Below are 17,931 nucleotides of genomic sequence, written 5' to 3' on the forward strand. Positions count from 1 at the left end.
CTTTCGGGCGAGGCTGCCAACGGTGAGATGCGTATCAGCAGGATGATTCGAAACCTGGCCGGTTCACAGGGCCTCATCATTCGGCGCGAGCCGGATGGTGCGCCCCTGCGCGCCATGCTGGCGGGTCTCCATCCGGTGCGCACCGAGCACGATCTCGTCCGCCTCGGCGGAGAGGCCGACGGGGGCTATCTGGTCCCCGACGATCTCGACGGGATTGCCGCCGTGTTCTCGCCGGGCGTCGACCGGACTGCCGGGTTCGAACGCGATTGCATCGCCCTCGGGATGAAAAGCTTCCAGGCCGACGGTTCGATCGAGCGCTCGCCGCTGCAAGACGATGCCAATGACTTCCTGGCGAAGTTCATCGGCATCGAAAACAGCGATGAGACGATCACGCTCGACGATTGGGTGGCCGCCAAGGCACCCGGTTTGGACGATCTGCTGTTGCAGATGGATATCGAAGGTCACGAGTGGCTGGCGCTGGCGCAGGTCAGCGACGCAGTGCTCAGTCGGTTCCGTGTCGTCGTGCTGGAACTGCATCATCTGGATGCGCTGGCGACCGACTTCGGCCGCACGCTGATGCAGCCGGTGATCCAGCGCCTGACGCGGCATTTCGATGTCGTCCATATGCACGCCAACAATCACGGCAATGCAGTGGTGACGCGCGAGGGCGAATTGCTCGAGCTCGTCGAGGTTACGCTGCTGCGCAAGGATCGCTCGACCACGCGCGAACCGGTCACGCAGCTGCCGCATCCGCTGGACCGCGACAATGTCCCCGACAGGCCGCCGATCCAGCTGCCGCCCACACTATCCGGAATACCCTGACCGATTAACGCCGCCCGCCAGATACAGAATTCAAAGCCGCCGCAAGGCGCATCAGGAACCGAAGAAACGCCATGAACGAACTGACCAAATTCACCAACCAGCTCGCCAAGCCGGAAACGTTCGACCAGATCCAGATCGGCATTGCCTCGCCGGAGCGCATCCGCTCTTGGTCTTTCGGCGAAATCAAGAAGCCGGAAACGATCAACTACCGCACGTTCAAGCCCGAGCGTGACGGCCTGTTCTGTGCGCGCATCTTCGGTCCGGTGAAGGATTACGAATGCCTGTGCGGCAAGTACAAGCGCATGAAATACAAGGGCGTCGTTTGCGAGAAGTGCGGCGTCGAAGTGACCGTCACCAAGGTCCGCCGCGAGCGCATGGGCCACATCGAGCTGGCGGCTCCGGTGGCGCATATCTGGTTCCTGAAATCGCTCCCCAGCCGCATCGGCCTGCTGCTCGACATGCAGCTGAAGCAGCTCGAGCGCGTGCTCTATTTCGAACACTATATCGTGACTGAGCCGGGCCTGACCCCGCTGGAGAAATTCCAGCTGCTGACCGAGGACGAACTCCTCGAAGCGCAGGACGAGTATGGCGAAGACGCTTTCAGCGCCGGCATCGGTGCTGAAGCGGTCAAGTTCATGCTGATGGATCTCGACCTCGAGCAGGAAAAGGAAGACCTGCTGGAAGAGCTAGCGACCACCAAGTCCAAGCTCAAGCCGGCCAAGATCATCAAGCGCCTCAAGGTCGTCGAAAGCTTCATCGAATCCGGCAACCGCCCGGAATGGATGATCCTCGAAGTCGTGCCGGTGATCCCGCCCGAACTGCGCCCGCTCGTGCCGCTCGACGGCGGCCGGTTCGCGACGTCCGATCTCAACGATCTCTATCGCCGCGTCATCAACCGCAACAACCGCCTGAAGCGCCTGATCGAGCTGCGCGCGCCGGACATCATCGTGCGCAACGAGAAGCGCATGCTGCAGGAATCGGTCGATGCGCTGTTCGACAACGGTCGTCGTGGCCGTGTCATCACCGGTGCCAACAAGCGTCCGCTCAAGTCGCTCAGCGACATGCTCAAGGGCAAGCAGGGCCGCTTCCGCCAGAACCTGCTCGGCAAGCGCGTCGACTATTCGGGCCGTTCGGTCATCGTGACAGGTCCGGAACTCAAGCTGCACCAGTGCGGCCTGCCCAAGAAGATGGCGCTCGAACTGTTCAAGCCGTTCATCTACGCCCGCTTGGATGCCAAGGGTCTTTCGATGACCTTGAAGCAGGCCAAGAAGTGGGTCGAGAAGGAGCGCAAGGAAGTTTGGGACATTCTCGACGAAGTCATTCGCGAGCACCCGGTTCTCCTGAACCGCGCCCCGACGCTCCACCGTCTCGGCATCCAGGCGTTCGAGCCGGTGCTGATCGAAGGCAAGGCGATCCAGCTTCACCCGCTGGTCTGCTCGGCCTTCAACGCCGACTTCGACGGTGACCAGATGGCCGTCCACGTGCCGCTTTCGCTGGAAGCCCAGCTCGAAGCGCGCGTGCTGATGATGTCGACCAACAACATCCTCTCGCCCGCCAACGGCAAGCCCATCATCGTGCCTTCGCAGGATATGGTCCTGGGTCTCTACTACCTCTCGATGGAGCGGCAGGAGAAGACGCCCGAATATATCGAAGAGAAGGACGGCACCAAGATCGAGAAGCTGCCGCGCTTTGCCGACATGGCCGAAGTGCACCAGGCGCTGGAGACCAAGTCGGTCACGCTGCACACCCGCATCATCGCCCGCGTCCCGCAGGCCGATGAAGACGGCAAGCCGGAGATGAAGCGCTTCGTCACGACGCCGGGCCGCATGCTGATCGGCGAGTGCCTGCCGAAGAACCACAAGGTTCCCTACGACATCGTCAACCGACTCCTCACCAAGAAGGAAATCGGCGACGTCATCGACCAGGTCTATCGCCACACCGGCCAGAAGGACACGGTGCTGTTCGCCGACGCCATCATGGTTCTCGGTTTCCGCCACGCGTTCAAGGCCGGCATCAGCTTCGGCAAGGACGACATGATCATTCCCGACAGCAAGGAAGGTATGATCGAGGACACCAAGAAGCAGGTCGCCGATTACGAGCAGCAGTATCAGGACGGCCTGATCACGCAGCAGGAGAAGTACAACAAGGTGATCGACGCCTGGAGCCGTTGCGGCGACCAGGTCGCCGAGGCCATGATGGACGAGATCAAATCGCAGAAGTTCGACAAGGACGGCAAAGAGTCCGAGATCAACTCGATCTACATGATGAGCCACTCCGGTGCGCGTGGTTCGCCAGCGCAGATGAAGCAGCTCGCCGGTATGCGCGGCCTCATGGCCAAGCCGTCGGGCGAGATCATCGAGAACCCGATCATCTCGAACTTCAAGGAAGGCCTGACCGTCCTTGAATACTTCAACTCGACTCACGGCGCGCGCAAGGGCCTCGCCGATACCGCATTGAAGACCGCCAACTCGGGCTACCTGACCCGCCGCCTCGTCGACGTGTCGCAGGACTGCGTCATCGTCGAGGAAGACTGCAAGACCGACAACGCGCTGGAAATGCGCGCGATCGTGCAGGGTGGTTCGGTGATCGCTTCGCTCGGCGAGCGTATCCTCGGCCGCACGCTGGTCGACGACCTCGTCAACGCCAAGACCGACGAAGTCATCGTCAAGGCCGGCACGCTGCTGGACGAGCCCATGGTGAAGGCCATCGAGGAAGCCGAAGTGCAGGTCGCCAGGATTCGTAGCCCGCTGGTCTGCGAAGCCGACCAGGGCGTGTGCGCCACCTGCTACGGCCGCGATCTGGCTCGCGGTACGCCGGTGAACATCGGTGAGGCCGTCGGCGTGATCGCCGCGCAGTCCATCGGCGAGCCGGGCACGCAGCTGACGATGCGGACCTTCCACATCGGCGGTGCGGCGCAGCTCAACGAGACGAGCCACCTCGAATCGATCTCGGACGGCAAGGTCGAATATCGCGACATGCCGACCATCACCGACAAGAAGGGTCGTATCCTGTCGCTCGCCCGCAACGGCGAACTGGCGGTGATCGATGCCGAGGGCCGCGAACGTGAAATCCACAAGGTGCCCTACGGTACCGTGCTGATGCACAAGGACGGTGCCAAGGTGAAGGAAGGCGATCGCTTGGCCGAGTGGGACCCGTTCTCGCTGCCGATCATCACCGAGCAATCGGGTGTCGTGAAATACCAGGACCTGATCGAAGGCACGACGCTGGAAGAGCAGACCGACGATGCTACCGGGATCGCCCAGCGTGTCGTTACCGAGAACCGGGCGACCGGTCGCAAGAAGAAGGAAGACCTGCGTCCGCGTCTCACCCTGCTCAGCGAAGGCCAGAGCGAGGACGAGACCGAAGCGCAGCGTTACCTGCTTGCTCCGGGAACGACGCTCTCGGTTACGGACGGCCAGACCGTCGAAGCCGGCGACATCCTCGCCCGTGCTTCGCGCGAAGCCGCCAAGACCCGCGACATCACCGGCGGTCTGCCGCGCGTGGCCGAACTGTTCGAGGCCCGCGTGCCGAAGGACAATGCGGTCATCGCCAAGATTTCCGGCAAGATCGAGTTCGTTCGCGAGTACAAGGCCAAGCGCAAGATCGCGATCGTTCCCGAAGAAGGCGAAGCAGTCGATTACCTGATCCCCAAGACCAAGGTGATCGACGTGCAGGAAGGCGATTTCGTGAAGAAGGGCGACACCCTGATCTCGGGCTCGCCCAACCCGCATGACATCCTGGATGTTCTCGGCGTTGAAGCGCTGGCGGAATATCTCTGCACCGAGATTCAGGAAGTCTACCGACTGCAGGGCGTGAAGATCAACGACAAGCACATCGAGGTGATCGTTCGCCAGATGCTGCAGAAGGTCGAGATCACCGATGGCGGCGACACCGTGCTGCTGCCGGGCGAACAGGTCGATCGCGACGAAATGGACGAGGCCAATGCCAAGCTCGGCAGGGGCAAGAAGCCAGCCACCGGCAACCCGGTACTGCTCGGCATCACCAAGGCCTCGCTCCAGACGCGTTCGTTCATCTCGGCGGCGTCGTTCCAAGAGACCACCCGCGTCCTCACCCAGGCTTCGGTCGAGGGCAAGAAGGACACGCTGATCGGTCTCAAGGAGAACGTGATCGTCGGTCGCCTGATCCCGGCCGGTACCGGCGCCGGCATGAACCGGATGCGCGTCACCGCCTCGGCCCGCGACGCTGCGCTCCGTGCGCAGTGGAAGAAGCAGCAGGAAAAACTCGCTGCTGCCGACGAAGCTGCAATGGCAGCCGAGAAGGAGCCGGAAGCCGAAGTGATGGATGCCGACGCGATGGCTGCCGCCATGGGCGGAGACAGCGCCGGTGGCGATACCAAGCCGGAAGCGCCCGAAGCCAGCGAAGAGTAAGTTTCGGCAAACACGCACAGGAAGCCCCGCGGGAGCGATCCCGCGGGGCTTTCCTTTGCAGCTTGCATTCAGATCGACAGGCGTAAATCGAGCCCATGAAAACGGTCGCAGTCTTCATCGCTCTCCTGCTTGGGGCGGCGCTTCCCGCGGGATGCGCTCCTGCCGCGGAGGAAGAGAGCCGGACCGAGGTGCCCGCGGCTGCCGACCCGGCGGCGCCGGACCTGACGGGCCATTATCGCATCTACAGCTTGGGCGAGGGCGACGAATTGTCCTTCCCGATCGACATTTCCGCCCATGAAAGCGGCATCTGGTGGGAGCCGGGCTGCGCCGGCCAGGGGCTCTCTTACCGTTCGGCGGGCGAGGGCAAGGTCGAATTCTACGGTCCGACAGCCGATACACCGCAAATCGTTTGCGATATCGGATTTCCGGAGGAGCTGCCGCGCGTCTGGGATGCATTGGAAGGCGTCCATAGCGTCAGCCGGGAAAGCGACCGTTCGATCCGCCTTGGAGAAGGCGAGGCGCAGATCGTGCTGGAGCCGACCACCGATCCGGTACCCGATACGCTTGCCGGCAAATGGCGCGTCGAAGAGATCGACGGACTCTCCACCGAAGGCATGCGAAGGATGCAATTCACCGCCGACGAAACCGAGATCTGGTGGGAGCCGCGCTGCGCCGGCTTCGTCCAGCCCTATCGTCTGAAAGGGCGCCGCATCGATATCGGCCCCGAACAGCGTCCGCCGGCACCGCCGCGGCCGCCGTCGGCCGATCCGCTGCCGCCGCCGCCACCGGTCTGCACCATCGGGTTGCCGCCCTATCTCGCCGATGCGCGCACCGCGTTGCTGGCCGCCGAGACCATCCGGCGCGACAATCGCAACCATCTCGTTATAGCGGGCGGCGGGCACTACATCGTGCTGGCGAAGCGCTAGTTCGGCTCGCCTTCACGGCCCCGCTCGGCTAGGGCGCTGCGCATGACCACGACACGTTTCGCCCCCTCTCCGACCGGCCGCCTACACGTCGGGAATATCCGCACCGCTCTGCACAACTGGATGCTTGCCAAGAAACATGGCGGACGCTTCCTGCTGCGCATCGACGATACCGATGCCGAGCGGTCGAAAGAGGAATATGTCCACGCGATCCGGGCCGATCTGGCGTGGCTCGGGTTGGAGCCGGATGGCGAGGAGCGTCAATCGGAACGGCTGGAACATTACGAGGCGGCGTTTGAAGCGCTGAAAGCGGCGGGGCGGGTCTACCCGGCCTACGAGACCGCGCAGGAGCTGGAGCTCAAGCGCAAAATCCAGCTGGGTCGCGGGCTACCGCCAATCTACGACCGCGCGGCGCTGAAGCTGAGCGACGACGAACGCGCAGCGAAGGAAGCGCAGGGTATTGCACCGCACTGGCGCTTCAAGCTCGACCACGACGTGCCGATCACGTGGGAGGACCGCGTGCGCGGGCCGCAAAAGTTCGATCCCGCACAGCTCTCCGATCCGGTCATCCGCCGCGCCGACGGCAGCTGGCTCTACATGTTGCCGAGCGCTGTCGACGATATCGACATGGGCATCACCCATGTGCTGCGCGGCGAAGACCATGTCTCCAACACCGCCGTGCAAATTCAGATGTTTACCGCGCTTTTTGCTGCGCAACATGACGCGCAACAAAGCCCACCGGAATTCGCGCACGAGGCGCTGCTGGTCGGCAAGGAAGGCAAGCTGTCAAAGCGGCTCGGCTCGCTCGGCTGCGATGCTTTCCGCGAGCGCGGGATCGAGCCCGAGGCGCTGGTCGCGATGCTGGCACGGCTCGGCACGTCGCAGCCGGTGGAGCCGATTGCCGACCGACAGGTACTGCTCGATACGTTTGATCTCTCGACCTTCGGGCGCGCGCCCGCCAAGTTCGACGATGCCGAGCTTGAGCGGGTCAATACCGCCATCGTTCACGCAATGGACTTCGAGCAGGTGAAGCAACGCTTGCCCGAAGGTATCGACGCCGCAGGCTGGCATGCGATCCAGCCCAACCTCGCGACTGTCGACGAAGCGGGCGAATGGTGGCGGCTGGTGACAGGGCCGATCGAGCAGCCCGAGTTCTCCGATGAAGATCGCGCCTATCTCGCCGAAGCCGCGGAGACGCTCGCTTGGGACGACGATCCATGGGGCACTCTGACCGCAAAGCTCAAGGATAGCACCGGCCGCAAGGGGAAGGCGCTATTCCTGCCGCTCCGCCAGGCGCTCACCGGCATGAACCACGGACCCGACATGGGCGAGCTGCTTCCACTGATTGGAGAGGAAGAAGCGCGGGCGCGGTTGCAGAGCGCCGCCGATCAACGCGGCGGTTAAGTATTCGAGAGTCTGCGCGGGAAGTGACAGCGCGGCTCTGCCGTCATCCGCCGTGCTTCTCCAGCTCGTCGCCGGCCAGCGTCACGACGTGCAGCAGATTGGTGCTGCCCGGGGTCCCGAACGGTACACCGGCAAGGGCAATGAGCTTGCTGCCCGCTTTACCGAAGCCATGGCGCAAAGCCATGCGTTTGCCTTTGGCGATCATCTCTTCGAAACTGCCGATATCCTTGGTCGCCACGGCGTGAGCGCCCCAGAGCAGCCCTAACCGCCGAGCCGTGCGCATATGCGGGGTCAGCACCAGCATCGGTACCGAGGGACGCTCGCGCGCGACGCGGCGGGCGGTCGAGCCGCTGCCGGTGAACACCGTGACGGCGCTGATCGGCACGGTATCGGCGATGGTCATGCAGGCATGCGCCAGCGCATCGGCGGTGGTCGGATCGGGCGGTGTATCGAGCAGCCGCACGCGCTCGACATAGCCGGGATCGCGCTCCACCTGCTGGGCGATCTTGTGCATGATGGTGACCGCTTCCTCGGGCCATTCCCCCGCAGCCGTCTCCGCGCTCAGCATGACCGCGTCGGCCCCGTCATAGACCGCGTTTGCGACATCGGAGACTTCCGCGCGCGTCGGGGCGGGGCTTTCGATCATGCTTTCCAGCATCTGCGTTGCGACGATTACCGGTTTGCCCTTGAGCCGGGTGGCATTGACGATCTTCTTCTGCAGCGGCGGCACTTCCTGCGGCTCCAGTTCGACGCCCAAGTCACCGCGCGCGACCATGATGCCGTCGGACATCTCGATCAGCTCATCCAGCCGGCGCACTGCCATCGGCTTTTCGATCTTGGCGCACAGCGCGCCCTTGCCGCCCATCAGCTTGCGCGCTTCGGCCAGGTCTTCAGGCCGCTGGACGAAGCTGAGCCCGATCCAGTCCGCGCCGTTCTCCATCGCAAACGCCAGATCCTTGCGATCCTTCTCGGTCAAAGCCGGAATCGGGATTTCGGCATCCGGCACGTTGACACCCTTGCGGTCCGAGATCACGCCGCCGACTTCGGCCGAACAGAATATCCGCTCGTCATCGGCTTCCTTGACCTTGAGCCGGATCTTGCCGTCATTGATCAGCAGGCGGTCGCCCTTGCTGAGAAGCCCGAACAGCTCGGGATGCGGGAGCTCGACGCGGGTCTCGTCGCCCGGCTCGGGATTGCGATCGAGCGTGAAATGACCCGAGTGACGGATGACCGCCTTGCCGTCCCTGAATTTCCCGACGCGCAGTTTGGGGCCCTGGAGGTCGCACAGGATCGCGACCGGGCGATAGAATTCGCGTTCCAGCTCGCGGATCGCCTTGATCGTTTCGGCATGGGTGGCGTGATCGCCATGGCTCATGTTGACGCGGAAGGCGTCTGCACCGGCCTTGAACAGGCGGCGGAGCATCTCGGGTTCGCGGCTGGCGGGGCCGACGGTGGCGAGGATTTTGACCTTGCGACCCCGTGGATCAATCTTGGTATGATCGGACATGGACTGACGCTATGACACAGCGGTGTTGCAACTCAAGGAAATGGTTTCAATGGATACGAATGCACCCGACCCGCTCGATGCGTTGGACGACGAAGTGGCCGCCGCCGCTTTCCGCCGGCTGGTGCGCCACCTGCGCCATCGTTACGACGCCCAGAATATCGAGCTGATGGGGCTGGCGGGCTTCTGCCGCAACTGCTTGGCCGACTGGATCCGCGACGCAGGCTATGGCGGCGACAAGGCCGCAGCGCGCGAGCTCATTCACGGTATGCCGATGGACGAATGGAAGGCGACAAAGCAGATGCCCGCGACGGAGGAGCAGCTTGCCGCGATGGAGGCGAGCCTCGCCAGAAACGCGCCCGATCTTCGCTGAAGGATTTTTTGGCGGGGGACGGTTTCGCTTCGGCGCGAGCGCCGCTATCGCAAATCCATCTCGCCCGTGCGGCGATTCTCACATCACCGGAGACAGATTTACATGGCTGAAGCCACCGACGACCGCCTGCGCCTGCTGATCGAGCGCATCGAACGCCTCGAGGAAGAAAAGAAGGGCATCGCCGACGATATCCGCGATGTCTATGCCGAAGCCAAGGCGGTCGGCTACGATCCCAAGATCATGCGCCAGGTCGTCCGCCTGCGGAAAATGAAGCCCGACGATCGCAGCGAGCAGGAAACGATCCTCGAAACCTACAAGGCCGCACTCGGTATGGGCTGATGCGCTGGCGCGACGAGGCGCCGGAACAGGAAGGCGAATCAAGCGGTTGAGGGGGTGAAAGGAGTTTCGCCATGACCACCCCCGATACCGAGACCGTCGACACGGTGAACAAGGCCTTCGTTGAGGAAACCTCCGAAGAACCGAGAATGCCGGGACATGAAAGCGCGCTCGATCGCAAGCCCGAATGGCAGCCGCGCTATCCCGGCTCGGGCAGGCTCGAAGGCAAGGTCGCCATCGTCACCGGCGGCGATAGCGGTATCGGCAGGGCGACGGCGGTGCTGTTCGCGCGCGAAGGGGCCAAGGTTGCCATCGCCTATCTCGAGGAAACCGACGATGCCAAGGCAACCGCTGCGGCCATCGAGGACGAGGGCAGCGAAGCGCTCCTGCTCGAAGGCGATCTCGGCTGTCCCGACACCTGCAAGCGTCTGGTCGACAAGGTGATCGACACATGGGGCCAACTCGACGTGCTGGTAAACAATGCGGGGGAGCAACATCCCGACGACGATATCACCGACATCACGGCCGAGCAGCTTCAGCGCACTTTCCAGACCAACATCTTCTCGATGTTCTACCTGACGCAAGCTGCGCGGCCTCACCTCAAGAAGGGCGCGGCAATCGTCAACTGCACCAGCGTGACGATGTACAAAGGTTCGGACAACCTGCTCGACTACAGCGCAACCAAGGGCGCTATAACCGCCTTCACCCGCTCGCTGTCGGAAAACCTTGTCGGCGACGGCATTCGAGTAAATGCCGTTGCCCCCGGCCCGATCTGGACCCCGCTCAACCCATGCGGAGGCCAGCCACCGGAAGACATGGATGACTTCGGCGAAAACACGCCGATGGGACGCCCGGGCGAACCCAACGAAGTCGCTCCCGCGTTTCTCTTTCTTGCCTGCGAGGACAGCTCTTATATGTCCGGGCAGGTGCTGCACCCCAATGGCGGCATCGTCGTGAATGGCTAGGAAAGATAACCAATGCCCGGACCATGGAAAGACGCGCGCGGCGTGATCGTGACGACCACCCCCATGATCGAAGGCCAGCCGATCCAGGAATATCTCGGCATCGTGACCGGCGAGGTGATCGTCGGCGCCAACCTGTTCCGCGACCTGTTCGCCAATATCCGCGATATCGTCGGCGGGCGCTCGGGCAGCTACGAGCGCATCCTCGCCGATGCGCGCAACCAGGCGATCGAGGAATTGCAGGCCGAGGCCGCCTCGCGCGGGGGCAATGCCGTGGTCGGGATCGATCTCGATTACGAGGTGATCGGCGACACCGGTTCGATGTTGATGGTAAGCGCCAGCGGGACGGCGGTGAAGGTTTAAGCGGGCAAGACCTCACCGAACAGCAGCACGATCAGGATCGCAGTGCCGTTGTGCAGCGCATGCAGCGCCACCGCAGACACGAAACCGTAGGTGACGCGGGCGTAGCCGAACAGCGACCCGGCGATCAGCTGGGGCACCACCATCGGCAGCAGGATGTACAGCGCGCCCTCGTCGTAATTGGTCAGGTGAACCACCGCGAAGAGCGCCGTCACCAGCCAGAAAATCGCGGGGAAGGCCCACGCGAACCAGGTGAGCGGAGGCCGATGGCGCAATGTGACGATGGCGAAGATCGCGGCTGCGACGGTCGCCGTTCCCGCCCCGATGGCCAGCCAGTTGACCGACGCGTCCGATCGGGTGAGGCCGGTTTGCGTGGTGACGAACAGGCCGACGGCGATGATGATTGCCGCCAGGATGTGGCCCGGCCTGCCGCTCAGCCAGCTGCGGAATAGCGTTTCCTCGATAAGCGGCGCACCCAGCACTACCACGGCGATCCAGCCGGGGGTCAGCTCCATGCCGGACAGCGAATTTTCGGGGAACTCGAACCCGGCCAGGAATACCGCGATCGCCAGCATCGTCAGGCAGCTCATGGCAACGAAGTCGATCGCGTAGAGCCGCAGCACGCCGCGCATTGCGGGCAGGCCGATGCCGGTCGCGCGTTCGGGCAGGGTCGGACGGCGCAGAAAGACAGTGAGCTCGCGCGCGAATGCAGGCAGCGGCAGCACTGTCTCGGCAGGCGTGATCGGGGTTGAGTGGGACATGCTCATGGGGCTATGCGCGCTCGACTACATTCCCTCAACTTACCAATTGGTGCACGCGACCCATGGCAGGCCATTCCAAATTCAAGAATATCATGCATCGCAAGGGTGCGCAGGACAAGAAACGCTCCAACCTCTTTTCCAAGCTCAGCCGTGAGATCACCGTCGCGGCCAAGATGGGCACGCCCGATCCGGACATGAATCCGCGCCTGCGGTTGGCGGTCAACACCGCCAAGGCGCAGTCGATGCCGAAGGACAATATCCAGCGCGCCATCGACAAGGCGAGCGCGGGGGACGACGAAAATTACGAAGAGGTTCGCTACGAAGGCTATGGCCCGGGCGGTAGCGCGATCATCGTCGAAGCGCTGACCGACAACCGTAACCGAACCGCCACCGCTGTGCGCACCGCTTTCAGCAAGAACGGCGGCAATCTCGGCACCGAAGGCTCGGTCGCGCACGGCTTCGAACGGCTCGGCTACATCGAATACGGGCCCGAGGCAGGCGACGAGGAAAAGGTGCTCGAGGCCGCGCTGGAAGCGGGGGCAGAGGATATCCAGTCGTCCAGGGACGGCCATGAGATCTGGACCGCCGCCGAAGACCTGCACGCCGTGGCGGAAGCGCTCGAAAAGGCTTTGGGCGAGGCCAAGGAAGTGAAGCTGGCATGGAAGCCCAACCTGACCGTCGAACTCGACGAGAAGGATGCGGGCGTGTTGCTCAAGCTGGTCGATGCGCTCGATGACGACGACGACGTGCAGACCGTGTGGGGCAATTACGACATCTCCGACGAGGTGATGGAGAAGCTGGACGCATGAGCCAGCACCCTCTCCCCTTCAGGGGAGAGGGCCGGGGAGTGGGGGCCATCGTCCGCATCCCCGATCCCCTCTCCCAACCCTCTCCCCTGAAGGGAAGAGGGCAGTGACCATAATCCTCGGCCTCGATCCCTCGCTCAGCTGTACCGGCTGGGGCGTCATCCGGGCCGAGGGCTCGCGTATCGCGCATGTCGCCAACGGGCAAGTCAAGACGGATGCAAAGGCCCCGATCGCGGATCGCCTGCATCACCTGCACGCTGCCATCGCAGCGGTGATTGCCGCACACGACCCGGACCGGGCGGCGGCGGAGGAGATCTTCATCAACAAGAACCCGCAATCGACTCTCAAGCTGGCGCAGGCGCGGGGCTGCGTGCTGGCGGCCTGCGCGGCGGGCGGCCTGGCCGTCAACGAACACGCCGCGCGGCTGGTCAAGAAATCCGTCGTCGGTACGGGCGGGGCGGACAAGGCCCAAGTGCAGGCCATGCTCAAGGTGCTAATGCCGGGGGCGCAAGTCGCCGGAGCCGATGCCGCTGACGCGCTGGCCGTCGCGATCGCCGATGCGAACTTGCGGAGCATCGCGAACCTCCGTTCGCCCTGAGCCTGTCGAAGGGCAGGCGAAACACGGCGGCTGGGCTTCGACAGGCTCAGCCCGAACGGGTGTGGGGTCTATCCCCCGGCCCAAGCACTCGCTAGATCGCCCTGCATGCGTTTGAAACACCGCCCCTCCAGAGTGAAACGCATCCAAGGCGCCAAGGCGAAACTTTCTCCCCCCGGACAGTGGTCCATGCGGTCCATGTCTCCCAACACAACACAGGTTTCCGATGACGATCCATCTCTACGGCATACCCAATTGCGACACCGTCAAGAAGGCCCGTAAGTGGCTGGATGCGCAGGGGCTCGAGTACGATTTCCACGACTACAAGAAGGAAGGAGCCGAGCGCGCCAAGCTCGAACGCTGGGCTGACGCTGTGGGCTGGGAGGTTCTGCTCAACCGTCGGGGCACGACCTTTCGCAAGCTCGACGATGCCGACAAGGCGGATATCGATCGCGACAAGGCGATCGCGCTGATGCTGGAGCATACCAGCCTGATCAAGCGACCGGTCGCCGAGCATGAGGACGGCGAGCGCATCCTCATCGGCTTCAACGACAGCGAGTGGGAGAATGCCTGGTGCTGAGGTTTTGCGCGGCGGCCCTCCTGACGCTCCTCGCGACGCCCGGCATGGCGCTGGACGAGGATTTCCTCGTCATCGCCCATCGCGGCGCCAGCGGCGAGCGGCCCGAACACACGCTGGCGGCCTACGAACGCGCGATCGACCAGGGCGCGGATTATATCGAGCCCGATCTCGTCCTCACCAGGGATGGCGTTTTCGTCGCGCGGCACGAGAACGAAATCGGGCAGACCACCGACGTTGCAAGCCGAACGGAGTTCGCCGATAAGCGCACCACCAAGTCGATCGACGGCGTGGCCGTTACCGGCTGGTTCGCCGAGGATTTCACCTTGGCCGAATTGCGCACCCTGCGGGCGAAGGAGCGCATCCCCGCGATCCGTCCGGCCAATGCGCGCTTCGACGGGCTCTACCCGGTGCCCACGCTCGAGGACATCGTCCGGCTGGTGCGCGCCAAGGAAGCGGAGACCGGAAGGCGCATCGGGCTTTATCCCGAGCTCAAGCACCCCAGTTTCCTGCAACGCGCGACCGGCATCAATCCTGCGGACCACCTGGTGCGCGAGCTGGAGCGGCTTGAGATCACGCCGCAGGACCTGGTCTTCATCCAGAGTTTCGAGACCTGGGTGCTGGGCCGCCTGGACAGGCTTAGCGAGTTCAAGCTGGTGCAGCTCATCAAGCCCGATGGCGGCCCGGTCGACGAACCCGGCGTGACCTATGCCGAAATGGTGACGCCCGACGGGCTGGCGGAAGTGGCGACCTATGCCGACGGGGTCGGCGTCAACCTCGCCCTCGTGTTGCAGGCCGACGGTTCGCCGACGTCGCTGGTGTCCGATGCCGCGCAGGCCGGCCTCGTCGTCCATGCCTGGACCGTCCGGAAGCAGAATGCCTTCCTCCCGCCCGGCTTGCGCGAGGGCGAGGACGGTGCGGCTGTCGGAAATTATGCCGCCTTGCTGGCGATGCTCGAATCGGCGGGCGTCGACGGGGTCTTTACCGACGATGTCCTGCCGACAATCTGCGCTTTGGGCGATGAGGCGAACAATGACGATTTATGGTGTGCGCTGCTCTCGCGCGATCAGGCGCGGCTACCCATGCCGCGCGCTGAGGATGTAGTTGAGTGACAGGTCATCGCTCAGCTGCAGTCCCCTGACCGGCGAGAAGGCGATCCCGCGGGTCGCGCCGACGCTCAGCCCCAGTTCGTCGAGCAGCGCGGTCAGATCCTCGGGCCCGATGAAATCGTCCCAGTGATGGGTGCCCCTCGGGATCATGCCGGTCGCCTCGGCCGCTTCGACGAGAAGCAAGCGCGATTTGACGGTCTTGTTCGGCGTCGAGAGTATCATCACTCCTCCCGGCGCGAGGCGTTCGGCAAGGCTCGCAAGGAACGCGCGCTTGTCGGCGACGTGTTCGATCACTTCGAGGCAGGTGACCAAGTCGAACTGGCCAAGGCCCCATTCCGCCAGCTCGCCGTGCCGGTAGTCGATATCGAGGCCGATCCCGACTGCATGGGCCTGCGCCGCTTCTATATTCTCGGCCGCTGCATCTACGCCCGTTACATCGGCCCCCAGCCGCGCCAAAGGCTCGCACAGCAGCCCCGCACCGCAGCCGACATCGAGCGCGGTCTTGTCTGCCAATGGCGTGAAGCCCTCGACATCGCCGCCCCAGTGCAGGTCGATCGCTTCGCGGATGAACTCGAGCCGCACCGGGTTGAGCCGGTGCAGCATCGCGCTCGAGCCCTTCGGGTCCCACCATTCCGCCGCCAGCGCGCCGAAATGCGCGGCTTCGTCGGGACGGATGGTTGTAGTGGTCACTTACATTGCTCCGGTCTTGGCGCGTTCGTTGACGCTGTCGAACAAAGTGTCGCCCCAGCTGCTGGCATCGGCACCGAACAGCCAGTCGGGCGGGGTAATCTCCGGCCCTTCGCCGGGCGGCAAAGGCGGGGTGAAATACCCCAACGCATAGCTGCCCATGGAATATCCCAGCAGCGCCCGCAATTCGGGCGAAAAGTCTCGCGCAATCTCCGGCGGGCACGAGAGGTACTGGTTCTCCTCCTGCCGCAGCCAGCCGAGGCAATAGGTGATGTTGAGCCCCATGCGGTCGGCATCGGACCGGTTCTTGCCGCCCGAATGTATCACCGAGCCGGAATAGACCAGCACCGATCCGGCCTTCATCTCGGCATAGGCGATCTCGCTTTCCCCGGCGCGGCGCTCCGGAGCCCAGCTGTTCGAGCCGGGCACGACCCGCGTCGCGCCATTCTCGCGCGTGAAATCGGTGACCGCCCAGATCGTGTTGAGTTGCGGCTCGAGCGACGCGGGCAGGTATCCGCCCCAGGCCAGCCGGTCGCGGTGCAGCGGCTGCTCGCCCTGACCGGGGAAGATGCGGATCAGCTGGGTCAGGTGCAGCTGGTAGGTGTCGCAGAAATCCTTGAGGAACGCGTCGCAGGCGCCGATGAGCCGCGCGTCCATGACCAGATCGCGGCACGTTTCGGAGCGGGCCACCAGCGCCCCGGTGCGCGTCGTTTGTCGGCCTGTGAAATCGTCCTTTCCCCTCTCCGTCGCTTCGACATAGGGCATGATCTCGCGCTTCAGCCGGTCGAGCTGGCCAGCGGCCATGGCATCGTCGATGATGCAGGCACCATCGTTCCGCAACGCGCCGGCGATCGCCTCCGGCGCGACATCGGTCGTGAAATGTGTGAGTTCGGGCATGGCTCTCTCCTCCGCCTTCGCCAATCAACGCTATCGCGGCGTAAACCGCAAGCTTGCTTGTGTTTGGCGCGCACGACCCTTAGTCCCCTGCGCTCTCGCTTGTTCAGCATCTGGGGGCCTGCACCTTGGCACGCATCGTGATGAAATTCGGCGGCACCTCGATGGCGGGGACCGAGCGGATTCGCCGCGTGGCCAATATCGTGCGGAAGCAGGCGGCAGGCGGCGACGAGGTCGCGGTGGTGGTCTCCGCCATGGCGGGCGAGACCGACCGTCTCGTCAATTTCTGCCGCGAAGCCAACGCGCTGTACGATCCGGCGGAATACGATGTCGTGGTGGCCAGCGGGGAGCAGGTCACGTCCGGCCTGCTTGCGCTCACGCTGCAATCACTCGGCTGCAAGGCGCGCAGCTGGCTCGGCTGGCAATTGCCGGTCCACACCGTCGAAGCGCATGCCAAGGCGCGGATCGAGGATATCGAGAACGACGCGCTGCTGGAGAGCATGAGGGGCGGGACCATCGCCGTCATACCCGGCTTCCAGGGCCTTTCGGACGATGGCCGGATCACCACGCTCGGCCGGGGCGGATCGGATACCTCGGCGGTAGCCGTAGCGGCCGCTATAGATGCGGATCGCTGCGACATCTACACCGATGTCGACGGGGTCTACACCACCGACCCGCGCATCGTCGCCCGCGCGCGCAAGCAGAAAGCGGTGACCTACGAGGAAATGCTCGAACTGGCCTCGGTCGGGGCCAAGGTGCTGCAGACCCGCTCGGTCGGTCTGGCGATGAAGGAGGGCGTGCGCGTGCAGGTGCTGTCCAGCTTCGTCGACGACGATGCGACACCCGCCGACGACCTGCCCGGCACGATGATCGTGTCGGAAGAGGAAATGGATAGGATTCTGGAGGAGGGCGATATGGAACGCCAGCTCGTGACCGGCATTGCGCACGACAAGAACGAAGCGAAGATCATCCTGACCCGCGTGCCGGACAAGCCGGGGGCAGTCGCACACATCTTCGAGCCGCTCGCCGCCGCCAGCATCAATGTCGACATGATCATCCAGAATGTCGGCCGCGACAAGGGCGAGACCGATGTGACCTTCACGGTTCCGCAGGCGGACCTGGCGCGCGCGCAGGCGCTGCTGGAAGACAGGCGCGAGGAAATCGGCTTCAACCGCATCATCACCGACAGCCAGATCGCCAAGATCAGCGTCGTCGGCGTCGGCATGAAAAGCCACGCGGGCGTCGCCAGCACCATGTTCCGCGCGCTATCCGACCGCGGCATCAATATCCAGGCAATCTCGACTTCCGAGATCAAGGTCAGCGTCATGATCGACGAGGACGAGACCGAGCTCGCGGTTCGCGTACTTCACACGGCCTATGGGCTGGATGCGGAGGACGCGGCTGCGTGAGCGGCTCTTGCGGAGATACAA

The 17,931-nt window shown here is 63.9% G+C and carries 17 protein-coding genes; 13 read left to right on the forward strand and 4 right to left on the reverse strand.

Annotated elements, in window-relative coordinates; all coding sequences use genetic code 11:
- Window positions 1-42 precede the first annotated feature (42 nt).
- From EL2594_RS14235 to gltX, 4 genes are all read left to right on the forward strand, one after another.
- On the forward strand, window positions 43-822 hold the full coding sequence (locus EL2594_RS14235) for an FkbM family methyltransferase (RefSeq protein WP_196793208.1): 780 nt from the start codon (window positions 43-45) through the stop codon (window positions 820-822).
- 71 nt (window positions 823-893) lie between these two features.
- Window positions 894-5,210 carry a DNA-directed RNA polymerase subunit beta' gene (gene rpoC / locus EL2594_RS14240; RefSeq protein WP_011415808.1) on the forward strand — a complete coding sequence of 1,439 codons (4,317 nt, stop codon included), beginning with the start codon at window positions 894-896 and terminating at the stop codon, window positions 5,208-5,210.
- Between the two features lie 95 nt (window positions 5,211-5,305).
- Entirely contained in the window at window positions 5,306-6,136 is an 831-nt protein-coding gene (locus EL2594_RS14245; RefSeq protein WP_011415809.1) for a hypothetical protein, read from the forward strand.
- Between the two features lie 42 nt (window positions 6,137-6,178).
- The gene (gltX, locus tag EL2594_RS14250; protein WP_041685392.1) at window positions 6,179-7,537 is read left to right on the forward strand and encodes a glutamate--tRNA ligase; all 1,359 of its coding nucleotides are present in this window, start codon (window positions 6,179-6,181) and stop codon (window positions 7,535-7,537) included.
- Between the two features lie 43 nt (window positions 7,538-7,580).
- On the opposite strand, the gene pyk is transcribed toward gltX, so the two are convergent.
- Complete coding sequence (gene pyk, locus EL2594_RS14255; RefSeq protein WP_011415811.1) at window positions 7,581-9,044, reverse strand: pyruvate kinase; 1,464 nt, start codon at window positions 9,042-9,044, stop codon at window positions 7,581-7,583.
- A gap of 49 nt (window positions 9,045-9,093) precedes the next feature.
- Here pyk and EL2594_RS14260 point away from each other — a divergent pair, with 49 nt between their 5' ends.
- The 4 genes from EL2594_RS14260 (at window position 9,094) to EL2594_RS14275 (ending at window position 11,075) form a co-directional block, all read left to right on the forward strand.
- Complete coding sequence (locus tag EL2594_RS14260) at window positions 9,094-9,414, forward strand: DUF1244 domain-containing protein (RefSeq protein WP_011415812.1); 321 nt, start codon at window positions 9,094-9,096, stop codon at window positions 9,412-9,414.
- Between the two features lie 102 nt (window positions 9,415-9,516).
- Window positions 9,517-9,753 carry a DUF2312 domain-containing protein gene (locus EL2594_RS14265; protein ID WP_011415813.1) on the forward strand — a complete coding sequence of 79 codons (237 nt, stop codon included), beginning with the start codon at window positions 9,517-9,519 and terminating at the stop codon, window positions 9,751-9,753.
- Window positions 9,754-9,824: 71 nt separating this feature from the next.
- Window positions 9,825-10,715, forward strand: coding sequence for an SDR family oxidoreductase (locus EL2594_RS14270; protein WP_011415814.1), 891 nt, complete (start codon window positions 9,825-9,827; stop codon window positions 10,713-10,715).
- Window positions 10,716-10,757: 42 nt separating this feature from the next.
- Window positions 10,758-11,075: a heavy metal-binding domain-containing protein gene (locus EL2594_RS14275; RefSeq protein ID WP_011415815.1), complete on the forward strand. Its 318-nt coding sequence runs from the start codon at window positions 10,758-10,760 to the stop codon at window positions 11,073-11,075.
- Here EL2594_RS14275 and EL2594_RS14280 read toward each other — a convergent pair.
- The gene (locus tag EL2594_RS14280; protein ID WP_196793210.1) at window positions 11,072-11,833 is read right to left on the reverse strand and encodes a CPBP family glutamic-type intramembrane protease; all 762 of its coding nucleotides are present in this window, start codon (window positions 11,831-11,833) and stop codon (window positions 11,072-11,074) included. The genes EL2594_RS14275 and EL2594_RS14280 overlap by 4 nt on opposite strands.
- A gap of 62 nt (window positions 11,834-11,895) precedes the next feature.
- Between EL2594_RS14280 and EL2594_RS14285 the strand changes: the two genes are divergently transcribed.
- From EL2594_RS14285 to EL2594_RS14300, 4 genes are all read left to right on the forward strand, one after another.
- A complete protein-coding gene (locus EL2594_RS14285; protein ID WP_011415817.1) occupies window positions 11,896-12,642 on the forward strand; it encodes a YebC/PmpR family DNA-binding transcriptional regulator in 747 nt (248 codons plus the stop codon).
- A gap of 103 nt (window positions 12,643-12,745) precedes the next feature.
- Entirely contained in the window at window positions 12,746-13,237 is a 492-nt protein-coding gene (ruvC, locus tag EL2594_RS14290) for a crossover junction endodeoxyribonuclease RuvC (RefSeq protein ID WP_011415818.1), read from the forward strand.
- Window positions 13,238-13,460: 223 nt separating this feature from the next.
- Window positions 13,461-13,814, forward strand: coding sequence for an ArsC family reductase (locus EL2594_RS14295; protein ID WP_011415819.1), 354 nt, complete (start codon window positions 13,461-13,463; stop codon window positions 13,812-13,814).
- The gene (locus tag EL2594_RS14300; protein ID WP_011415820.1) at window positions 13,808-14,923 is read left to right on the forward strand and encodes a glycerophosphodiester phosphodiesterase family protein; all 1,116 of its coding nucleotides are present in this window, start codon (window positions 13,808-13,810) and stop codon (window positions 14,921-14,923) included. Before EL2594_RS14295 ends, EL2594_RS14300 begins: the two co-directional genes overlap by 7 nt.
- Here the strand turns inward: EL2594_RS14300 and ubiG are convergent.
- Window positions 14,888-15,610: a bifunctional 2-polyprenyl-6-hydroxyphenol methylase/3-demethylubiquinol 3-O-methyltransferase UbiG gene (ubiG, locus tag EL2594_RS15405; RefSeq protein WP_011415821.1), complete on the reverse strand. Its 723-nt coding sequence runs from the start codon at window positions 15,608-15,610 to the stop codon at window positions 14,888-14,890. The genes EL2594_RS14300 and ubiG overlap by 36 nt on opposite strands.
- Window positions 15,611-16,504: a phytanoyl-CoA dioxygenase family protein gene (locus tag EL2594_RS15410; protein WP_011415822.1), complete on the reverse strand. Its 894-nt coding sequence runs from the start codon at window positions 16,502-16,504 to the stop codon at window positions 15,611-15,613.
- Between the two features lie 125 nt (window positions 16,505-16,629).
- Between EL2594_RS15410 and EL2594_RS14315 the strand changes: the two genes are divergently transcribed.
- Window positions 16,630-17,910 carry an aspartate kinase gene (locus tag EL2594_RS14315; RefSeq protein WP_041685394.1) on the forward strand — a complete coding sequence of 427 codons (1,281 nt, stop codon included), beginning with the start codon at window positions 16,630-16,632 and terminating at the stop codon, window positions 17,908-17,910.
- Window positions 17,911-17,931: the final 21 nt, after the last annotated feature.

It is taken from the genome of Erythrobacter litoralis HTCC2594, assembly GCF_000013005.1.
GTDB lineage: Bacteria > Pseudomonadota > Alphaproteobacteria > Sphingomonadales > Sphingomonadaceae > Parerythrobacter > Parerythrobacter litoralis_A.